The 18893-nt window shown below is 67.4% G+C and carries 18 protein-coding genes; 8 read left to right on the top strand and 10 right to left on the bottom strand.

All coding sequences use genetic code 11. The features are described from left to right. Nucleotides 1-12 precede the first annotated feature (12 nt). From glgC to NEF64_RS03985, 4 genes are all read left to right on the top strand, one after another. The gene (gene glgC / locus NEF64_RS04000) at nucleotides 13-1275 is read left to right on the top strand and encodes a glucose-1-phosphate adenylyltransferase (protein WP_031396272.1); all 1263 of its coding nucleotides are present in this window, start codon (nucleotides 13-15) and stop codon (nucleotides 1273-1275) included. A 43-nt stretch (nucleotides 1276-1318) separates the two neighbouring features. After that, on the top strand, nucleotides 1319-2764 hold the full coding sequence (gene glgA, locus NEF64_RS03995; protein ID WP_056407228.1) for a glycogen synthase GlgA: 1446 nt from the start codon (nucleotides 1319-1321) through the stop codon (nucleotides 2762-2764). After that, nucleotides 2761-4380: an alpha-D-glucose phosphate-specific phosphoglucomutase gene (locus tag NEF64_RS03990; protein ID WP_056407226.1), complete on the top strand. Its 1620-nt coding sequence runs from the start codon at nucleotides 2761-2763 to the stop codon at nucleotides 4378-4380. The genes glgA and NEF64_RS03990 overlap by 4 nt, the downstream gene beginning before the upstream one ends. Nucleotides 4381-4446: 66 nt before the next feature. Next, nucleotides 4447-5301, top strand: coding sequence for an HpcH/HpaI aldolase/citrate lyase family protein (locus NEF64_RS03985; protein WP_031396267.1), 855 nt, complete (start codon nucleotides 4447-4449; stop codon nucleotides 5299-5301). 7 nt (nucleotides 5302-5308) lie between these two features. Here NEF64_RS03985 and NEF64_RS03980 read toward each other — a convergent pair whose 3' ends face one another. From NEF64_RS03980 to NEF64_RS03965, 4 genes are read right to left on the bottom strand one after another with little or no spacing between them, the layout of a single operon-like run. Next, entirely contained in the window at nucleotides 5309-5899 is a 591-nt protein-coding gene (locus NEF64_RS03980; RefSeq protein ID WP_081874269.1) for an ABC-type transport auxiliary lipoprotein family protein, read from the bottom strand. A gap of 8 nt (nucleotides 5900-5907) precedes the next feature. Further along, nucleotides 5908-6870 carry an MlaD family protein gene (locus NEF64_RS03975; RefSeq protein WP_031396265.1) on the bottom strand — a complete coding sequence of 321 codons (963 nt, stop codon included), beginning with the start codon at nucleotides 6868-6870 and terminating at the stop codon, nucleotides 5908-5910. Continuing rightward, the gene (locus NEF64_RS03970; protein WP_031396264.1) at nucleotides 6870-7766 is read right to left on the bottom strand and encodes an ABC transporter ATP-binding protein; all 897 of its coding nucleotides are present in this window, start codon (nucleotides 7764-7766) and stop codon (nucleotides 6870-6872) included. Before NEF64_RS03970 ends, NEF64_RS03975 begins: the two co-directional genes overlap by 1 nt. Next, nucleotides 7766-8875 (bottom strand): ABC transporter permease, encoded by a 1110-nt coding sequence (locus NEF64_RS03965; RefSeq protein ID WP_031396263.1) that lies wholly within the window; start codon nucleotides 8873-8875, stop codon nucleotides 7766-7768. The genes NEF64_RS03970 and NEF64_RS03965 overlap by 1 nt, the downstream gene beginning before the upstream one ends. A 62-nt stretch (nucleotides 8876-8937) precedes the next feature. Here NEF64_RS03965 and NEF64_RS03960 point away from each other — a divergent pair, with 62 nt between their 5' ends. Further along, nucleotides 8938-9618, top strand: coding sequence for an HAD family hydrolase (locus NEF64_RS03960; RefSeq protein WP_031440557.1), 681 nt, complete (start codon nucleotides 8938-8940; stop codon nucleotides 9616-9618). 9 nt (nucleotides 9619-9627) lie between these two features. On the opposite strand, the gene NEF64_RS03955 is transcribed toward NEF64_RS03960, so the two are convergent. The 3 genes from NEF64_RS03955 to NEF64_RS03945 are packed head-to-tail and all read right to left on the bottom strand — an operon-like array spanning nucleotide 9628 to nucleotide 15330. Next, nucleotides 9628-10896 carry a DUF445 domain-containing protein gene (locus NEF64_RS03955; RefSeq protein WP_056407221.1) on the bottom strand — a complete coding sequence of 423 codons (1269 nt, stop codon included), beginning with the start codon at nucleotides 10894-10896 and terminating at the stop codon, nucleotides 9628-9630. Nucleotides 10897-10953: 57 nt separating this feature from the next. After that, a complete protein-coding gene (locus NEF64_RS03950) occupies nucleotides 10954-14109 on the bottom strand; it encodes an efflux RND transporter permease subunit (RefSeq protein WP_031440559.1) in 3156 nt (1051 codons plus the stop codon). A 6-nt stretch (nucleotides 14110-14115) separates the two neighbouring features. Continuing rightward, a complete protein-coding gene (locus tag NEF64_RS03945; protein ID WP_056407218.1) occupies nucleotides 14116-15330 on the bottom strand; it encodes an efflux RND transporter periplasmic adaptor subunit in 1215 nt (404 codons plus the stop codon). Nucleotides 15331-15547: 217 nt separating this feature from the next. On the opposite strand from NEF64_RS03945, the gene NEF64_RS03940 reads away from it, so the two are divergent. Beyond that, nucleotides 15548-16288, top strand: a complete 741-nt coding sequence (locus NEF64_RS03940) for an SIMPL domain-containing protein (RefSeq protein WP_252574634.1) — start codon at nucleotides 15548-15550, stop codon at nucleotides 16286-16288. Nucleotides 16289-16354: 66 nt separating this feature from the next. Here NEF64_RS03940 and NEF64_RS03935 read toward each other — a convergent pair whose 3' ends face one another. The 3 genes from NEF64_RS03935 to NEF64_RS03925 all read right to left on the bottom strand — a co-directional run bounded on the left by NEF64_RS03935 (nucleotide 16355) and on the right by NEF64_RS03925 (nucleotide 17344). Continuing rightward, nucleotides 16355-16612, bottom strand: a complete 258-nt coding sequence (locus tag NEF64_RS03935) for a GlsB/YeaQ/YmgE family stress response membrane protein (RefSeq protein ID WP_031393003.1) — start codon at nucleotides 16610-16612, stop codon at nucleotides 16355-16357. 102 nt (nucleotides 16613-16714) lie between these two features. Then, nucleotides 16715-17014 carry a CtrA inhibitor SciP gene (sciP, locus tag NEF64_RS03930; protein ID WP_031393004.1) on the bottom strand — a complete coding sequence of 100 codons (300 nt, stop codon included), beginning with the start codon at nucleotides 17012-17014 and terminating at the stop codon, nucleotides 16715-16717. A gap of 102 nt (nucleotides 17015-17116) precedes the next feature. Further along, nucleotides 17117-17344: a hypothetical protein gene (locus NEF64_RS03925; protein WP_031393005.1), complete on the bottom strand. Its 228-nt coding sequence runs from the start codon at nucleotides 17342-17344 to the stop codon at nucleotides 17117-17119. 136 nt (nucleotides 17345-17480) lie between these two features. Here NEF64_RS03925 and mnmA point away from each other — a divergent pair, with 136 nt between their 5' ends. Next, entirely contained in the window at nucleotides 17481-18605 is a 1125-nt protein-coding gene (gene mnmA / locus NEF64_RS03920) for a tRNA 2-thiouridine(34) synthase MnmA (protein ID WP_056407215.1), read from the top strand. Nucleotides 18606-18620: 15 nt separating this feature from the next. Further along, entirely contained in the window at nucleotides 18621-18869 is a 249-nt protein-coding gene (locus NEF64_RS03915) for a UvrB/UvrC motif-containing protein (protein ID WP_031440563.1), read from the top strand. Nucleotides 18870-18893 lie beyond the last annotated feature (24 nt).

The raw sequence follows: 18893 nt of genomic DNA, 5'->3' as shown, positions 1-18893 counted from the left end.
GGAGAGACGGACATGGTTGAACGGCGGGGACAGCCACTGGCGCGCGACGCAATGGCGTATGTGCTGGCCGGTGGTCGCGGCAGTCGGTTGATGGAGCTGACCGATACCCGCGCAAAACCCGCGGTGTATTTCGGCGGCAAGGCGCGGATCATCGATTTCGCGCTGTCGAATGCGATCAACTCGGGCATCCGCCGGATCGGCGTCGCGACCCAGTACAAGGCGCATTCGCTGATCCGCCATCTTCAGAGCGGCTGGAACTTCCTGCGCTCCGAACGCAACGAAAGCTTCGACATCCTGCCCGCGTCGCAGCGGATCAGCGAGTTCCAATGGTATGAGGGCACCGCCGACGCGGTCTATCAGAATATCGACATCATCGAGAGCCACGCGCCCGAATACATGGTCATCCTGGCCGGCGATCACATCTACAAGATGGATTACGAGCTGATCCTGCAACAGCATTGCGAGACCGGTGCGGACGTCACGATCGCCTGCCTCGAAGTGCCGCGGATGGAGGCGGTCGGCTTCGGCGTGATGGCGGTCGACGAGCATGACAATGTCACCGCGTTCGTCGAGAAGCCCGCCGATCCGCCCGCGATCCCGGGCAATCCGGACATCGCGCTAGCGTCAATGGGGATCTACGTCTTCCACACCAAGCTGCTGTTCGACGAACTGCGCCGCGATGCCGAGACGCCGGGATCCGCACGCGATTTCGGCAAGGACATCATCCCCTACCTCGTCAAGCACGGCAAGGCGGTCGCGCATCGCTTCTCCGACAGCTGCGTCCGCTCGGGCAGCGAGGTCGAGGCCTATTGGCGCGACGTCGGCACGGTCGACGCCTACTGGGAGGCCAATATCGACCTCACCGACGTGGTGCCCAAGCTCGACCTCTACGACCGCAGCTGGCCGCTCTGGACCTATTCGGAGGTCACCCCGCCCGCCAAGTTCGTCCATGCCGATGACGGACGCCGCGGCGAGGCGGTGTCGAGCCTGGTTTCGGGCGACTGCATCATCTCGGGATCGTCGATCCACCGCAGCCTGATCTTTACGGGCACGCGTGCGCACAGCTATTCGATGCTCGATCAGGCGGTGATCCTGCCGCATTGCGAGATCGGCCGCGGCGCGCGCCTGTCGAAGGTCGTGGTCGATCGCGGCGTCGTCATTCCCGACGGCCTCGTCGTCGGCGAGGACGCCGAACTCGACGCGCAGCGTTTCCGCCGTACCGACAGCGGCGTGGTGCTCGTAACCAAATCCATGATCGACCGGCTGATCGCGTGAGGGTGTATACGACGCTTTCTCGATCAGGACAGGGGCCCGGCTGATGCGTGTTCTCTCGGTAGCGTCAGAAGCCTATCCGTTGATCAAGACCGGTGGCCTTGCGGATGTCGTCGGCGCGCTGCCCGCGGCGCTTGCGCATCACGGCGTCGCGATGACGACCTTCCTTCCCGGCTATCCCGCGCTCGCCGCGGTCATGCGGACGGCAAAGGTCGTCCACCGCTACACCGACCTGCTCGGCGTCGAGGCGCGGATCCTCGCGGCAAGCATCGGCGACCATCCACTGCTGATCCTCGACGCCCCCGGCCTCTTCGCGCGTGGCGGCGGTCCGTATGGCGACACGACCGGCGCCGACTGGGTCGACAACTGGCTGCGCTTTGCCGCGTTCAGCCGGGCCGCCGCCGATCTCGCCTCGGGCGTTGTCGACGGCCAGCAGTTCGACATCCTGCACGCGCATGACTGGCAGGCTGCAATGGCGCCCGCCTATCTGCGCTACGCCCCCGGGCCGGGCACGGCGGCGAAGACGATCGTCACGATCCACAATATCGCGTTCCAGGGCCGCTATGGCGCAGAGATCTTCGCCGACCTCGCGCTGCCCGACGCGGCGTTCGCGCTCGACGGGATCGAATATTATGGCGGCGTCGGTTTCCTGAAGGCCGGGCTCGAGGCTGCCGATGCGATCACCACAGTCAGCCCGACCTATGCCGCCGAGATCCGTCGCGGCGAATTCGGCATGGGTCTCGAAGGGCTGATCAACGTCCGTGCCGATCGACTGACGGGGATCGTCAACGGGATCGATCCCGCGGTCTGGAACCCCGCCACCGATGCCGCGCTGCCGTCGCGCTACACCGCGCGCACGCTCACCCGCCGCCGCATCAACAAGCGCGCGGTCGAGACGCTGTACGGCCTCGACACCGGCGACGGTCCGATCTTCACCGTCATCAGCCGGCTCACTTGGCAAAAGGGTATGGACGTCCTCGTCGCGGCAATCGACGAGCTGGTGGCGCTCGGCGGCCGGCTGGCACTGCTCGGGTCGGGCGATAGCGGGCTGGAACACGCCTTTCTCGCCGCCGCCGAGCGGCATCCGGGCCGGGTCGGCGTTCGCATCGGCTATGACGAGCCGGTCTCGCATCTGCTCCAGGCGGGTGCCGATGCGATCCTGATCCCGTCGCGGTTCGAACCCTGCGGCCTGACTCAGCTCTACGGGCTGGCCTATGGCTGCATCCCCGTCGTCGCGCGCACCGGCGGGCTGGCCGATACGGTGATCGACGCCAACGAGGCGGCGGTCGCCGCGGGCGTCGCCACCGGTATCCAGCACGACGGTATCACGCCCGAAGCGCTCAGCCATGCGTTGCGCCGAACGATCGCGCTCTATGCACGCCCCGATCACTGGGCCATGTTGCAGCGCAATGCGATGCGCGCGGACTTCTCGTGGGACGAGAGTGGCCGGCGTTATGCGACCCTGTATTCGAGCCTTGTGGAGCCTACATGATCCGTACCGTTACTAGCACGCCCTATACCGACCAGAAGCCGGGCACATCGGGTCTGCGCAAGAAGGTGAAGGTCTTCCAGCAGGCCAATTATGCCGAAAACTTCGTCCAGTCGGTGTTCGACGTGGTCGAGGACAAGGCCGGCGCGACGCTGGTGATTGGTGGCGACGGCCGCTTCCTCAACCGCGAGGTGATCCAGGTCGCAATCCGCATGGCGGCCGCAAACGGCTTTGGTCGCGTGATCGTCGGGCGTGGCGGCATACTGTCGACGCCCGCCGCCAGCCACATGATCCGCAAGCGTGGCGCGATCGGCGGGCTGGTCCTGTCCGCCAGCCACAATCCCGGCGGTCCCGACGAGGATTTCGGGATCAAGTACAACATCGCCAATGGCGGTCCCGCGCCTGAATCGATCACCGACGCGATCAACGCGCGCACGCTCGAGATCGGCCGCTGGCTGACCGTCGACGCGGCCGACATCGATCTCGACCAGGACGGTGAGGTCATGGTCGGCGACATGCCCGTCGAGGTGGTCGATCCGGTCGAGGACTATGCCGCGCTGATGGAGACGCTGTTCGACTTCGACGCGATCCGCGCGTCCAAGCTGACGATGGCGTTCGACGCGATGAGCGCGGTCACCGGGCCCTATGCGACAGAGATCCTCGAACGCCGGCTGGGCTTTGCCGCGGGCACGGTGCGCAACGGCACCCCACTGCCCGATTTCGGTGGGCATCACCCCGACCCCAACCTCGTCCACGCGCATGAGCTGTACGAGACGATGATGGCGCCCGACGCCCCCGATTTCGGTGCGGCATCGGATGGCGATGGCGACCGCAACCTGATCATCGGCCGCCACCGCTTCGTGACCCCGTCGGACAGCCTCGCGATGCTGGCGGCAAACGCACACCTCGCCCCCGGTTATGCCAGTGGACTCAAGGGGATCGCCCGCTCGATGCCGACCAGCGCGGCTGCCGACCGCGTTGCCGAGGCTCTAGGCATTCCTGCGTACGAGACGCCGACCGGCTGGAAGTTCTTCGGCAACCTGCTCGATGCCGGCATGGCGACGATCTGCGGCGAGGAAAGCGCCGGGACCGGGTCCGATCACGTCCGCGAGAAGGACGGGCTCTGGGCAGTGCTCCTGTGGCTCAACATCCTCGCAGTTCGCGGCGAGAGCGTCGACGCAATCGCCCGCGATCACTGGGCGAAGTTCGGCCGCAACTATTACGCGCGCCACGATTACGAGGGCATCGAGACGCCGCGCGCCGACGCACTGATGGCCGCGCTACGTGGAAGCCTCGCGACCCTGCCCGGCAAGCAGTTCGGCGACCTCACCGTCGAGACCGCGGACGAGTTCGCCTATACCGACCCGACCGACGGCTCGATCAGCCGCAACCAGGGCGTCCGCATTCTCTTCACCGGCGGCAGCCGCGTCGTGTTCCGCCTGTCGGGCACCGGCACCACCGGCGCGACGCTGCGCGTCTATCTCGAACGCTATGAGCCCGTCGGCGGTGATCTCGACCGCGAAACCGGCGACATGCTGGCAAGCATCGTCGCGGCGGCCGAATCGATCGCGGGGATCGCGCAGCACACCGGCCGCAGCGCACCCGACGTCGTCACCTGATCGCGTCACCCCGCAGCAGGCGGGCCGGGGTTCAAACCCCGGCCATAGTCTTCTAGGCTGGGCGTCATGACCCTTCGCCGTCGCCGCAGCGCGCTCTACATGCCCGCCTCCAACCCCCGCGCCATCGCCAAGGCCCGCAGTCTGGCCTGCGACGTCGTGATCCTCGACCTCGAAGATGCGGTGGCGCCCGACGAGAAGGCGGCGGCACGCAACCGTGTCGTTGCCGAGGTCGGCACGGGCGGTTTCGGTACGCGCGAGCTGGTGGTGCGGATCAACGCGCTCGATACGCCATGGGGCGCCGACGACATTGCCGCGCTGCGCAGTATCGGCATTGATGCGGTGCTCGTGCCCAAGATCTCCGGCGCTGCCGATCTTGCCGCCGTCCGCGCCGCACTGGGTACCGACGGGCCACCAATCTGGGCGATGATCGAGACCTGTGGCGGCGTGCTCGAACTCCCGGCGATCGCTCGTGCGGCCGCGGGATCGCGGCTCACCGCGCTGATTGCCGGCACCAACGACCTCGCCAAGGAGCTGCGCTGCCGCCCGGGCGTCGATCGAATGCCACTCATCCCCGCGCTGATGGCGATCGTGACGGCCGCACGCGCGGCCGGGCTCGTGGCGCTGGACGGCGTCTGCAACGCGCTCGACGATCCGGCGCGCCTCGCCGCCGAAACCGAACAGGGCGCTGGTCTCGGCTTTGACGGCAAGACGCTGATCCATCCGGCGCAGATCGCGGTGGCGAACACTGCGTTCGGCCCTACCCCCGACCAGCTCGAATGGGCGCAGACGGTGGTCGCGGCGTTCGCCGACGGCGCCACTGCGGACAAGGGCGCGATCCGGCTAGACGGTCAAATGGTCGAACGACTTCACCTCGCCGAAGCTGAGGCGATGCTCGCGCAGGCGGATCAGCCCGAAGGCTGACCCGGGCTCAGCGCGGGCGGCCGACCCAGTCCGCGACCTGCTGTGCGACGCTATTGGCCGCGGTGTTGATCCCCGCCGCCGCGGACGGCGCATCGATCGCCGCGACCGGGACACGCGCCTCGAAGCGACGCTTCTCGACCGACTGCATCCCTGCCCGCGTCAGTGAGGCATCGAACGTCACGACTGCCTCGCGCGTCGTCGCGTCGAGCCCGAAATTGCGCAGTTCCCCGCCCAGCATTGCACTCGGATCGCCGACTGCCTGGACGGTCGACAGCACGACCATCCCGGTGCGCGCGGCGACCGTGTCGGACATCAGTCGCGCGAACAGCCGCGCGGGCGGCTCGGCCCATTGCGCGTCCTTCACATAGGCGATCGACGTCGCGGTGGCCTGCACCGGCACGCGCGCGGTCGCCAGCGCTTGCGGCACCGTCGGCACCTGCAGCGTGATCGACTTCGACGTCGCCGAATTCTGGTTCTGCCCGACCGCAACCGCGGACTGCGTCGTCAGCGTCAGCAGGGTCGGCGGCGGCGCGGCGCCAAAGCTGATGCAGGCGCTGAGCGGCAGCGCCGCGAGGAGGATGAACAGCGGTGTCTTCATGGCGGTCATCACTTACCCTTATAGTCCGGAAGCTTCTGCTGCCCGACGAGCGAGCCTGCCCCCTGCTGGTCGACACGTTCGGCGACCGAGGACAGCGCCGCGGCGGTGGTGCGCAGATCGTGGACGAGGCGGTTGGCTTCGGGAATGGTGGTCTTCGAGAAGGCCTGCAGCCCGGGCCGCGCGTCGCCGATCGCCGCGTTCAGCGTTTCGGCGCTGGTCTGTGCCGACTGGATCGCCTTGTTCAGATTGGCCATCGCCGGCTTCACGTCTTCGGACAGCACCCCGTTGGTGGTCTGCGCGAGCACGCCGAACTGCTGTGCGGCATCGCCCGCCTGCTGGATCGCGACCCGCGTCTGCGCCAGCGTCGCGGCGATTTCCGGCCCGCGATCGGCCAGCGCATCGGTCAGGCGATTGGTGTTCTCGAGGATCCCGGCGATCGACGCCTGGTTGCGATCGGTCAGCAGCCCGGTCAGCCGCTCGGTCAGCGTCGACAGACGCTCGAGCAGCTGCGGCGCTGAATTGAGGATCGCGCCAAGGCCACCCTGCTTGGTCGGGATGACCGGCACGCCATACGGGCATGGCTGGCCGTTCGAATCGGGGCAGCCGACCGCGGGCGCACCCTTGCGCGCGCCATCGAGCGAAACCTGGCTGACGCCGGTGAAGCCGACGCCCGAAATCGACGCGGTCGTGCCCTGGAGCACCGGCGTCTCCTCGTTCACGCTGATGCGGACGCGGACGAACTGCGGGTCGTTCTTCCACAGCGAGATCGACTTCACCTGCCCCGACGGCACACCTGAAAAGGTCACCGCGGAGCCGCGCGCCAGACCATCGACCGACTGGCGGAAGAAGATGTCATATTCCTTCTCTTCCGTGCCACCGAGCCGCGCGATCCACACGGTGAACAGCGCGAGCATCGCCAGCAGGATCAGCACGACGGCGCCGACAAGGACATGGTTCGAACGGGTTTCCATCAGAGCGTCCTTGCTTCTTTCTCGGCATATGTCGCGTCGGCGTCGTCCGGCGCGGACTGCTTGGACTGGACTTCGGTCGGGTGGGCATCGGCAACCGCGTCGGCGCTGCGATGCGCCTCCTTGGTCGCCACCGCGGCGCGGCCGCGCGGTCCCTTGAAATATTCCTCGATCCACGGATGGTCGAGCGCGAGCAGTTCGTCGATCGTGCCGACCGCGATCACCTTCTTGTCGGCGAGCACCGCGACACGGTCGCAGATCGCGTAAAGCGTATCGAGGTCGTGCGTGATCAGGAAGACGGTCAGGCCCAGCGTCTTCTGCAACGACTGCGTCAGCGAATCGAACGCCGCCGCGCCGATCGGGTCGAGCCCGGCGGTCGGTTCGTCAAGGAACAGCAGTTCGGGGTCAAGCGCGAGCGCGCGCGCGAGCCCGGCGCGCTTCTTCATGCCGCCCGACAATTCGGCGGGAAACTTGTTCGCGGCATCGGCCGGCAGCCCGGTCATCACGACCTTGTACGCGGCGATCTCGGCGAGTAGCGCGGGCGGCAGGTCGGGATAGAATTCGCGCAGCGGCACTTCGACATTCTCGGCGACCGTCAGCGTCGAGAACAGCGCGCCGCCCTGGAACAACACGCCCCAGCGCTTGCGGATCTCGGTCGCCTCGGTCTCCTCGCGGCCGATATTCGATTCCCCGAACACCGTGATCGCGCCCTCGGCAGGCGTCTGGAGGCCGATGATCGAGCGCATCAGCACCGACTTGCCAGTCCCCGATCCGCCGACCACGCCGAGGATCTCGCCACGCCGGACGTCGAGGTCGAGGCCGTCATGCACGACCGAATCGCCGAACTCGTTCCTCAGCCCCTTTACGGAGATGATGCTGTCGTCAGTCTTGCGGGCCATCAGTCCCAGCCGATCCAGGTGAAGAATACCGCGAAGAACGCGTCGAGCACGATGACGAGGAAGATGCCCTGCACCACCGCCGAGGTCGTGCGCAGCCCGACCTGTTCGGCGTCGGCCTCGACCTGCATGCCCTGGAAACAACCCGCGACCGCGATGATCGCGCCGAAGACCGGGGCCTTGATCAGCGCGATGTACAGATCGGTGATCGGCACGACTTCGCGGATCCGGGCGATGAAGGTGACAGGCGGGATGCCGAGCTGGATCCAGCACAGCAGCCCACCGCCGATGATCGCGATCAGCGATGCGTAGAAGGCGAGCAGCGGCATCATCACGATCGCCGCCAGCACGCGCGGCAGGACCAGCGCCTCCATCGGCGACACCCCGATCGTCCGCATCGCGTCGATCTCTTCGGTCAGCTTCATCGTGCCGAGCTGCGCCGCAAAGGCGGAGCCCGACCGGCCCGCGACCATGATCGCGGTCATCAGCACGCCGAGTTCGCGCAGCGTCAGACGCCCGACCAGATTGATCGTGAACACCTCTGCCCCGAACTGGCGGAGCTGGACCGCGCCCTGCTGCGCGATGACGACGCCGATCAGGAAGCTCATCAGCCCGACGATGCCGAGTGCGGCGATGCCGACGACCTCGAACCGCTGGACGACGGCGTTGAAGCGGAAGCGCTTGGGGTGGCGAATGACACTGCCGAAGGCGATCGTCGTCGCGCCCAGAAAGGCGAGCAGGCCGAGCATCGTCCGGCCGGTCAGCACGACCGCGTCGCCGATCTCGCCCAGCACGCGCTTTACCGAACCGACCGGCTTGCCGCGTGCCGCCAGCGGCTGGTCGGAGGCGACGACCTGATCGAACAGATTCTGGCCGTCGGCATCAAGCCCGTCGATCGTCGCGTCGTTGCGTGCGGCGAAGCGGTGGACGATCCAGGCGCCGATCGTGTCGATCCGGTCGACCTGGCTCAGGTCGACCCGCTTGATCGACGCGGCATCGACCGCCTCGAGCCGATCGGGAAGATTTCCGATGTTGGCGAGCGACAGATCGCCGGTGAAGCGAAGCGTACCCGTGTCGGCACCGTCCTGCTGAAAATCGGCCATCGCGCTCATCGGCGGCACCTTTGCGGCAAACGGACTGGATCGGCAAGACGAATGCTGTGTAAGCCGGCCCAATGACCCAGCTTCTCGCCATCTACGACATGGACAAGACGATCACGCACGCGCCGACCTGGACGCCGTTCCTGATCCACACCACGCGCACCGGCGGCGCGCCGTGGCGACTCGCGCTGGTGCCGGTCGCAGCCCTCGCGGCGGCGGGATATCTCGCCAAGCTGATGAGCCGGGGCCGCCTGAAGCACATCATGCAGCGGATGATGCTCGGCAAGACGCTGACCCCGGCGCAGGAGCGTCGTGCCGCCGAGGCGTTCGCCGACCGCGTGATGCGCGATGGTGTCTTCGCCGCCGCGCTCCGCCAGATCGAGGCGGATCGCGCGGCGGGATACAGGCTGGTGATGGCGACCGCCTCCTACCGCTTCTATGTCGAGTCGATCGCCGAGCGGCTCGGCTTCGATGCGGTGATCGGTACCGAGAGCCTGCGCGACGCGAACGGGCATCTGCTCGCCGGTATCGACGGCGAGAATTGCTACGGCCCCGCCAAGCTCGCGATGATCGAGCGCTGGATGGCACGTGAGGGGATCGCGCGGCACGATGCGCATGTCCGCTTCTATTCGGACCATGTTTCCGATGCGCCGACCTTTGCCTGGGCCGACGAGCCGTTCGCGGTCAACGCGCATGGTCCGCTCCGCCTGCTGGCAAAGGCAAAGGGCTGGCCGATGCCCGACTGGGAGCGATAACCGGGGCGACTAGAGGATCCGGTCGACGGTGTGGATCACCAGGCCGACGAGGCCGCCCACGATCGTGCCATTGACGCGGATATATTGCAGGTCGCGACCCACCGCATTCTCCAGCCGGCTGGTGATCGTCTCCGCATCCCAGCCGCGTACCGTCTCCGACACGAGCCGGACGATCCCGTCGCCATAATCCGCCGCGATGCCGACGACCGCGCGGCGGACGAACCGGTTGATCGTATGCGACAGCCGCGGATCGTGGAGCAGCGTCTCGCCGAGCTGGCGCAGCACGTCGCCCAGCTTGCCCGCCATCGCCCGCTCCGGATCGCGCGCGATCGCCAGCAGCGCGCCGCGCGCCTGCTCCCACAAACCGTCGAGCCAGCGCTGCATCGCTGGGTTGTCGAGCAGGTCGTTCTTCATCGCCTCGACCCGCTCGCGCATGCGGCGGTCATATTGGAGGTCCCAGGCCAGCCGCTCGAGCGCTTCCTCCGCCTTCAGCCGCAACGGGTGCTGCGGATCCTCTGCCATCTCCGCGAGCAGGCGGTCGAACCCGTTGATCAGCTTGTCCGCAACAGTGGTGTCGAGCCCCGTCCAGCGCAGGATCGAACCCGACTTCTCGTGCACCATCGCGCGGACGAGATGGTCGTTCGCGGCGAGCGTGATCGATGCCCAGCGGATCGCCGCCTCGAGCAGCGGAGCGTGACGACGCTCGGCGATCGCGGCCTTGAGCAACTGGCCGAGGATCGGCGATATCTCGGTCTGGCGCAGCCTTGCGCGGATGCCGGCCTTCACCATGCCGCCGAGCCGCGCGGGGTCGAGGCCTTCGAGAATCTGCGCGACCAGCTTCGACGCGCCCGACCGGAACCGCCCCCCTGCCCCTTCGGGCGGATCGGTCAGCCAGTGTGCGATCGCGCCCGCGACGTCGAGCCGCCGCATCCGGCGCGAGATGACCGAGGGCAGCAGGAAATTGTCGCGCAGGAATATTGCGAGAGTGTCGCCGATCCGGTCCTTGTTCCGCGGGATGATCGCGGTGTGCGGGATCGGCAACCCGAGCGGATGGCGGAACAGCGCGGTGACCGCAAACCAGTCCGCGAGTCCGCCGACCATCGCCGCCTCGGCAAAGGCCCGGACGAAGCCGATCGCAGGGTGCCGGTCGACCAGCGCGCGGCTGACCAGGAACACGACCGCCATCAGCACCAGCAGCCCGGTCGCGACGATCCGCATGCGAATGAGGGCCGGGTTCGTCGCTTCCTTGGCCAGGCGCACGCGGGAATTCGATGTCATGCCCGAAACAATCCCCGAGCGCAGGGATAGTTCACCCGTGAGGTGTCACGCCGGCGATCATTCCGCCGGCTGTGTCCCGCCATCGCCGTCGCGAAAGCCGATCTTGGGCGACGCCGGCCCGAGCGCCGGCGCGTTGGGGCCGGCGATCCCGACCACCTCCGCGCCGTCGTCGCCGGGCCGGAAGGTGAGCAGGCGACGACCCAGTCGCGGCCCTGCCCAGCGCTCGATCCCGACCGCGATGCTGAACGTCGCCGGCACGATCAGCAGCGTCAGCACGGTCGACATCACCAGACCGCCGATCACGGTGATTCCCATCGGCGCGCGGAACGATCCGTCGCCGCCGATCGACAGCGCGGTCGGCACCATGCCCGCGACCATCGCGACCGTGGTCATGACGATCGGCTGCGCACGCTTGTGCCCGGCATCGACGATCGCCGTCCAGATATCGACGCCCTTGCCCATCTCCTCGAGCGCGAAGTCGATCAGCAGGATCGAGTTCTTCGCGACGATCCCGAGCAGCATCAGCAGCCCGATATAGACCGGCATCGAGATCGGATGACCCGTCACCCACAAGGCGAGCAGCCCGCCGAGCGGCGCGAGGATCAGCGAGCCCATGTTGACGAACGGCGGCAACAGACGGCGATAGAGCAGCACGAGCACCGCGAAGACGAGCAGCACGCCCGCCACCACCGCGACGATGAAGTTGCTGATCATCTCGGCCTGCCACTTGGCCTGGCCGAGCACGAGTTCGCTCACCCCGATCGGCAGCGCGTTCATCGTCGGCAGCGCATGGATCTGCTTCTGCGCATCGCCGCTGATCACGCCGGGCGCGAGATCCGCACCGATCGACAGCTGGCGCTGCTGGTTGACGCGATCGATCTTGGTCGGCCCCGAGCCCAGCCCGATATCGGCGACGAGGCTGAGCGGCACCGATCCGCCCGTCGCGGTGGCGACCGGCAGGTTCTGGATCGTCGCGAGGCTCGTCCGCGCATTCTGGTCGAGCGCGACGCGGATCGGGATCTGGCGATCGCTGAGCGAGAAGCGTGCGCTGTTCTGGTCGATATCGCCCAGCGTCGCGATGCGGATCGCACTCGACAGGCCCTGCGTCGTCACGCCGAGATTGGCGGCGAGATCGAGCCGCGGGCGGATGACGATTTCAGGCCGTTGCAGATTGCCCGCGACGCGCGGCGCGACCAGCGACGGCAGTTTAGCCATCTCGGTCACGATCTTCTGCGCGGTCGCGTCGAGCTTGACCGGGTCGTCGCCGCCCAGCGTGATCGTCACGTCGCGATTGCTGCCGCCCCAGCCGAACTGCGACCGGAACGACACGCGCGCATCGGGGATCGCCGCGAGCTGCGGCGCGAGACTCCGCTCGAACGCGGTGCTCTTCATCGAGCGATCGTCCTTGAGCGTCGCGGTGACGCGGCCATTGCCGACCGCGGTACGGGCATAGACCGATGCGACATCGGGTTGCGCCTGGAGGATGCTCGCGACCCGGGTCACGACCGCCTGAGTCTGCGCCAGCGTCGTGCCGGGGACCATGTCGATCGTCGCGGTGCTGGTGTCGCTGTCGCGCGGCGGCTGGAAGGTCGAGGGCAGGACGAAGAACATCGCGATCGTGATCGCGGTCGCGGCCGCACCCGCCACGACCGGCAGCCAGCGGTGCCGCAGCGTGAAGCGCAGCGACGCCATGTACCAGTCCATCAGCTTGCCTTCGCCGTGGCTGGCGGTGCCATGCGCCTTCAGGAAATAGGCCGCGATCATCGGCGTGATCAGACGCGCGACCGCGAGGCTCATCAGCACCGAGGCGACCACGGTCAGACCGAAATTCTTGAAAAACTGACCCGAGATACCCGGCATCAGCCCGACCGGCAGGAACACCGCGACGATCGACATCGTCGTCGCCAGCACCGCCAGCCCGATCTCGTCGGCGGCGTCGATCGACGCCTGATAGGCGGATTTGCCCATCCGCATGTGCCGGACGATGTTCTCGATCTCGACGATCGCATCGTCGACCAGCACGCCCGCGACCAGGCTGAGCGCGAGCAGCGTCATCTGGTTCAGCGTGAAGCCGAGCAGGTCCATGAACCAGAAGGCGGGGATCGCCGACAGCGGAATCGCGAGCGCGGAGATGATCGTCGCGCGCCAGTCGCGCAGGAACAGGAACACCACGATCACCGCGAGCACCGCGCCCTCGATCATCGCATCGATCGCGCTGTGATATTGCTCCTCGGTATATTTCACGCTGTTCGAGCGCAGCACGAAATGCACCGCCGGGTTGCGCTTCTCCAGCGCCTCGAGCTTCTTGACCGCATCGTTGAACACGGTGACGTCGGACGCGCCCTTGGCGCGCTGGAAGTCGAAGCTGATGACCTGGCGACCGTTGATTGCCGCCGCCGTTCGCTGTTCGGCATAAAGGTCGCGGACCTGCGCGATGTCCGCCAGCCGCACGGTCCGCCCGCCGACCGAGATCTGCGTCTGGCCAAGGTCATAAGCGTTCTTGGCATTTCCGAGCACACGGACCGACTGTTCGGATCCGGCGATCTCCGCGCGGCCGCCCGCCGCGTTCAGATTGACCTGACGCAACTGCGCGTTGACCTGGCTCGCGGTCAGCCCCTGGCTCTGCAGCTTGACGGGATCGAGGATCACGCGAATCTCGCGGCTCACCCCGCCATTGCGGTTGACCGCGGCAAGCCCCGATACCGACAGCAGCTCCTTCGCCACGGTATTGTCGATGTACCAGCTGAGCTGTTCGACCGTCATGTCGCTGGCGATCGCGGAATAGCTCGCGATATCCTCGTCGGTGGTGTTGGCGCGGAACACCTGCGGCTCGAGGATCCCCTCGGGCAGGTCGCCGCGGATCTGCGCGATCGCGTCGCGAACGTCGTTGACCGCGCGGTCGATCGGCGTGCCGATATTGAGCTGGATGACCGTCTGCGACGTGCCTTCGGTGACCGTCGAGCTGATCTGGTCGATGCCCTGCAGCGTCCGCACCGCCGCCTCGACCCGCTGCGTGACCTGGGTTTCCAGTTCGGTGGGCGCCGCGCCCGGCTGGCTGATGACGACGATCGCGATCGGGAAGTCGATATCCGGATCGTTGTTCACGTCCATCCGCATGAAGCTGACGATTCCCGCCAGCGTCAGTGCGAGGAACAGCACGATCGGCGGTACCGGGTTGCGGATCGCCCAAGCCGAGATGTTGCGGAAACCCATGGTGCGTCAGCCCCGTTTGATACTGGTGGGTGTCGTCGTCGCGCTGGTCGTCGCCTTGGTCACGGGCTTGACCTTCTGCCCCGGTGCGAGGAACCCGCCGGCCGACTGGACGACGCGTTCGTTGCCCTGCAGCCCGCCTGCGATCGTCACCGCACTGTCGGAAACCTGACCGATCTTCACGTCGCGGCGCACCACCTTGTCGTCGGGACCGACAACATACACGAAACTGCCCTTGTCGTCGCTCTGCAACGCCGAGTCGGGCAACTGCGGCGCGACCGTCGCGCCACCGACGATCGACGCCGCGGCGAACCCGCCCGGGCGCAGCGCGGGATCATAGGCGAGCGCGATTCGCGCGACGCCCTGGCGCGTCTGCGGATCGATCACCGGCGACACCTGCCAGACCTCGCCCTTATACCCCTTGGCCGAACCGACCGGGGTCACCGTCGCCCGCGCACCGACCGGAAGGCCGAGCAGATCGCTTTCGGCCAGCGCCGCGCGCATTTCCATCTGTCCGCCCATCGCCATGCGGAACAGCACGCCGGTCCCCGAGCTGACGATCTGCCCGGGCTCGACGCCGCGGGTCAGCACGAGGCCGGCGGCCGGTGCACGGATGTCGAGTCGCCCGTTGCGCGCGCGGGCCTCGCCGAGCGACGCCTGCGCCACCTTGACGCGCGCCGCCGCCGCATCACGCGTCGCCGCCTTGCGCTGGAGATCCGCCTTCGAGATGAACCCGCGATCGACCAGCTGCTGCGCGCGGTCAAGCTCCGCCTGTGCGATCGTTTCGTCCGACCGCGCCACGGTTACGGATGCCGACAGCGATGCCGCGGTCTCGGTCTGGACCGAGCGGTCGACCGTCGCGAGCACCTGCCCCGCCGCGACCCACTGGCCCGGCTCGACCAGCACGCGCGTGATCATGCCGCCCTCGCCCGCGACGCCGACGGGCATTTCGCGCCGCGCGGCCAGCGTACCGGTCGCGGCGATTACCCGGTCGACGGTCTGGCGACCGGGCACGATGACGGTGACGCTCGGGATCTGCTCGGTCGGCGCACCGGGCGCCGCCGCATCCTTCTTGCCCGATCCGAACGCGAACCAGGCGATGGCCAGCGCCGCGAGGATGACGACCACCGCGATGATGATGTTGCGACGGGTATGCGACGGCGGCGTCTGATCCGTCAGCACCTGCTGCGGCTCGCCGCCGATCGTCCTGGCTTCGTAGTTCATGCGCGCGCTATCCCCGTCCCGACCCGAATCCGCCGGACCACTCGCCAGCTGTATTATATAAATAGATCACCGTGCTCAAGCCCCCCGGCACGCCGCGCAGCCAAATGTCAGACATGACCAGGATCGCACCTGTCTGCAAGCTGCACGCGATGTTCAGCCTGCGTTGACCCGGCTTCGATCAATCGCGAAAGCAGGCTGACTTACAGGGAGACACGATATGACCAGGTTCACCATGATCGCGACGCTGGCGGCGGTTCCGCTCGCCGCCGCGATCCCCGCCGCCGCTTCGGCGCAGGCGCAGGCGTCGACGGTCGAACCGATGGTCCCCGCGACCGGGACCGTGCTCGACGTCAGCGCCGAGGGCCGCACCACGCGCGTGCCCGATGTCGCGACAATCCGTGCGGGCGTCGTCTCGCAGGCGACGACCGCCGCGGCTGCGCTGGCGGACAATGCGCAGCGGATGAATCGCGTGCTCGCAGCGTTGAAGAAGGCCGGGGTCGCGCCGCGCGACATCGCCACCGCGACGGTCGGGCTCGCGCCGCAATATCGCTATGCCGACAACCAGCCGCCGGCGGTCACCGGCTATCAGGCGACCAACAGCGTCTCGATCCGCTTCCGCGACGTGGCGAAGTCGGGCGCGATCCTCGATGCGCTGGTCGCCGAGGGCGCGAACCAGATCGACGGTCCCAATCTGTCGATCGACCAGCCCGATGCGGCACTGGACGAGGCGCGGGCCGACGCGGTCAAGCGTGCGCGCGCCCGCGCCGAGATCTATGCGCGGTCGGCCGGCATGCGCGTCTCGCGGATCGTCTCGATCACCGAGAATGGCGAGAATGCCGGCAGCCCGAACCCGCCGGTCTTCATGGCGCGCGCCGCGATGGCCAAGGACAGCACGCAGATCGTCGCGGGCGAGAAGGACGTCACCGTTTCGGTCTCGGTCCGCTTCCTGCTGAACTGAGCGCACAGAAAAAGGGCCGCCCGGTTGCCCGGACGGCCCTTTTTCAACGCTGTGTAACGACCGCTATTAGCGGACGCTGCCGCGGCGCACGAGGTTGACGATCGCGAGCAGCACGATCGCGCCAAGCAGCGACACGATGAAGGAGGTCAGCGTCAGCGGTGCGCTGTTGATCGAGCCACCCGACAGGATCAGGCCGCCGATGAAGGCGCCGACGATGCCGACGATGATGTTCAGGAAGATGCCTTGCTGCGCGTCAGTGCGCATGATCATGCTGGCAATCCAGCCGATGACGCCGCCGATGATCAGCCAAAGAATGATACCCATTTTACTTTCCCTCCGTTGTTCCCGTAGCCGGGCGATGGCGGAAAGACGTGCGAGCACGGACGTTTGTTCCGCCCGCGTTTTGATTATGTATGCTGATTCGGGTCAGTATTTTTGCTGCCTTTCGTACAGCGACTTATAGTGCTGGATCCGCGTCACGCGCAGGCCCGGCATCCCCGACCGGTCGATCGCGCGCTGCCATCCGGCAAATTCCTCGACCGTCAGTCCATAGCGGTCGCAGACCTCGTCGACCGACAACAGACCGCCATTGACCGCGGCGACGACCTCGGCCTTGCGGCGTACGACCCACCGCGTCGTGCTGGGCGGCGGCAGCGAATCCAGCGTCAATTGCTCGCCAAGCGGTCCGATGACCTTGGCAGGGCGGAACTTCTGGTTCTCGATCATTTACAACCTCTGATCGGGGCGGGGGCCCCCTCTCGATACGTGGCTACGACCCGTAGCCAAGGGAGTTGAAGAATGGCTGAAACGCCGCGGTAAACGCCGCGGTCATTCCTGTTTCCATCGCGTCAAGGCATCCGCCATTGGCCCATTGAACGCCCCGTGGACGGGGGCGAACAGCTTGGGATCGATCGCACCCCGCGAAAACCCGGCCTGAACCGCCGCGGTCGGGCTCGCCGCCTGACGCGCGGCGATCCCGACGATCAACACCGCCAGGTCACCGGGCAGAACGGTCAGCTCGGCCTCTCGATCGAAACGGGGGAAGCTCAGATCCAACGCGACACTCGCAAAACACCAACTAGAGGTTCCGTCTAAACGCCGGGGAATGAAAACGAGGTAAAGTTCGGGACAAAGAGTTGTCGCGCCTGTCGCTTTTTTTGCAACGCCTCGTCGCAGAGACTATGGTGTACCGATGGAACAGGCGGATTTTCAGCTCGGCGGCGCGACACCAGGGTCGGGGTCGCTGGCCGGTCGACGGATCGTCGTCGCGATGTCGGGCGGGGTCGACAGCTCGGTCGTCGCGGCGCTCGCGCATGCGACCGGCGCGGAGACGATCGGCGTGACGTTGCAGCTCTACGACCACGGCGAGGCGGTCGGCCGCGCGGGCTCGTGCTGCGCGGGCCGCGACATTCGCGACGCGCGCGCGGTCTGCGACCGGCTGGGCATCGCGCATTACGTCTTCGATCATGAATCGAGCTTTCGCGAACAGGTCGTCGACACCTTTGCCGACGCTTATCTCGCGGGGCGCACGCCGATTCCGTGCGTCCAGTGCAACATGGGGCCCAAGTTCACCGATCTGCTGAAGCTCGCGCGCGATCTCGGCGCGGACTGCCTGGCGACCGGCCATTATGTCCGCCGCGTCGAGGGGACGCACGGCGCCGAACTCCATCGCGGCGCGGATCCGGCCCGCGACCAGAGCTATTTCCTGTTCGCGACGACGCAGGCGCAGCTCGACTATCTGCGCTTCCCGCTCGGCGGCCTGCCCAAGGCGCGCGTGCGTGAGATCGCGGCCGAACTCGGCCTCGGCGTCGCGGCCAAGCCCGACAGCCAGGATATCTGTTTCGTCCCCGACGGCGATTACGCCGGGCTGGTCAAGAAGCTGCGCCCGGAGGCGGATACCGCGGGCGATATCGTCGATATCGGCGGCATGAAGCTCGGCGAGCATCGCGGGCTGATCCACTTCACCGTCGGCCAGCGTCGCGGGCTGGAGATCGGCGGCAGCCCCGAGCCGCTTTACGTCGTGCGCGTCGAGCCCGACACGAAGCGCGTCGTGGTCGGCCCGCGTCGTGCCCTCGCGGTTTCGGCGGCACAGCTGAGCGACATCAACTGGCTCGGCGACGATTTCACCGGGCCGCTCACCGCCAAGGTGCGCTCGATGGCCAAGCCCGTCCCGGCGCGCCTGATCGGCGACCGCGTCGTGTTCGACTCACCCGAATATGGTGTCGCCCCGGGACAGGCGACCGTCCTCTATGCCGGCGACCGCGTGCTCGGCGGCGGCTGGATCGCGTCGACCGAAGCGGCACTCGCTGCCGCCTGACGCGTTGGGCGTGGCATGGATATCGACGACCTGCGCCGCCAGATGGAAGCCGCCGCCGCGGCGATGGACTTCGAGACCGCGGGGCGGCTGCGCGACCAGATCAGCCTGCTCCGCGGCGGCGGCACCGTCGCCGACACCGCGGGACTCACCCGGCAGCAACCCGGCGCGATGGGTCTGGGCACCAGCCAGCAGCGTCTGACCCCGCCGCCGGGCTGGGTGAAGCCCAAGAAGCCTGACCCGATGACCAAGGGCCGCAAGCGCTAGCCGCCACGCCGCTCCTCTTCCGTC

It is taken from the genome of Sphingomonas aerolata (assembly GCF_023935825.1).
GTDB lineage: Bacteria > Pseudomonadota > Alphaproteobacteria > Sphingomonadales > Sphingomonadaceae > Sphingomonas > Sphingomonas aerolata.
This window is presented reverse-complemented; position numbering and strand designations above follow the sequence as displayed.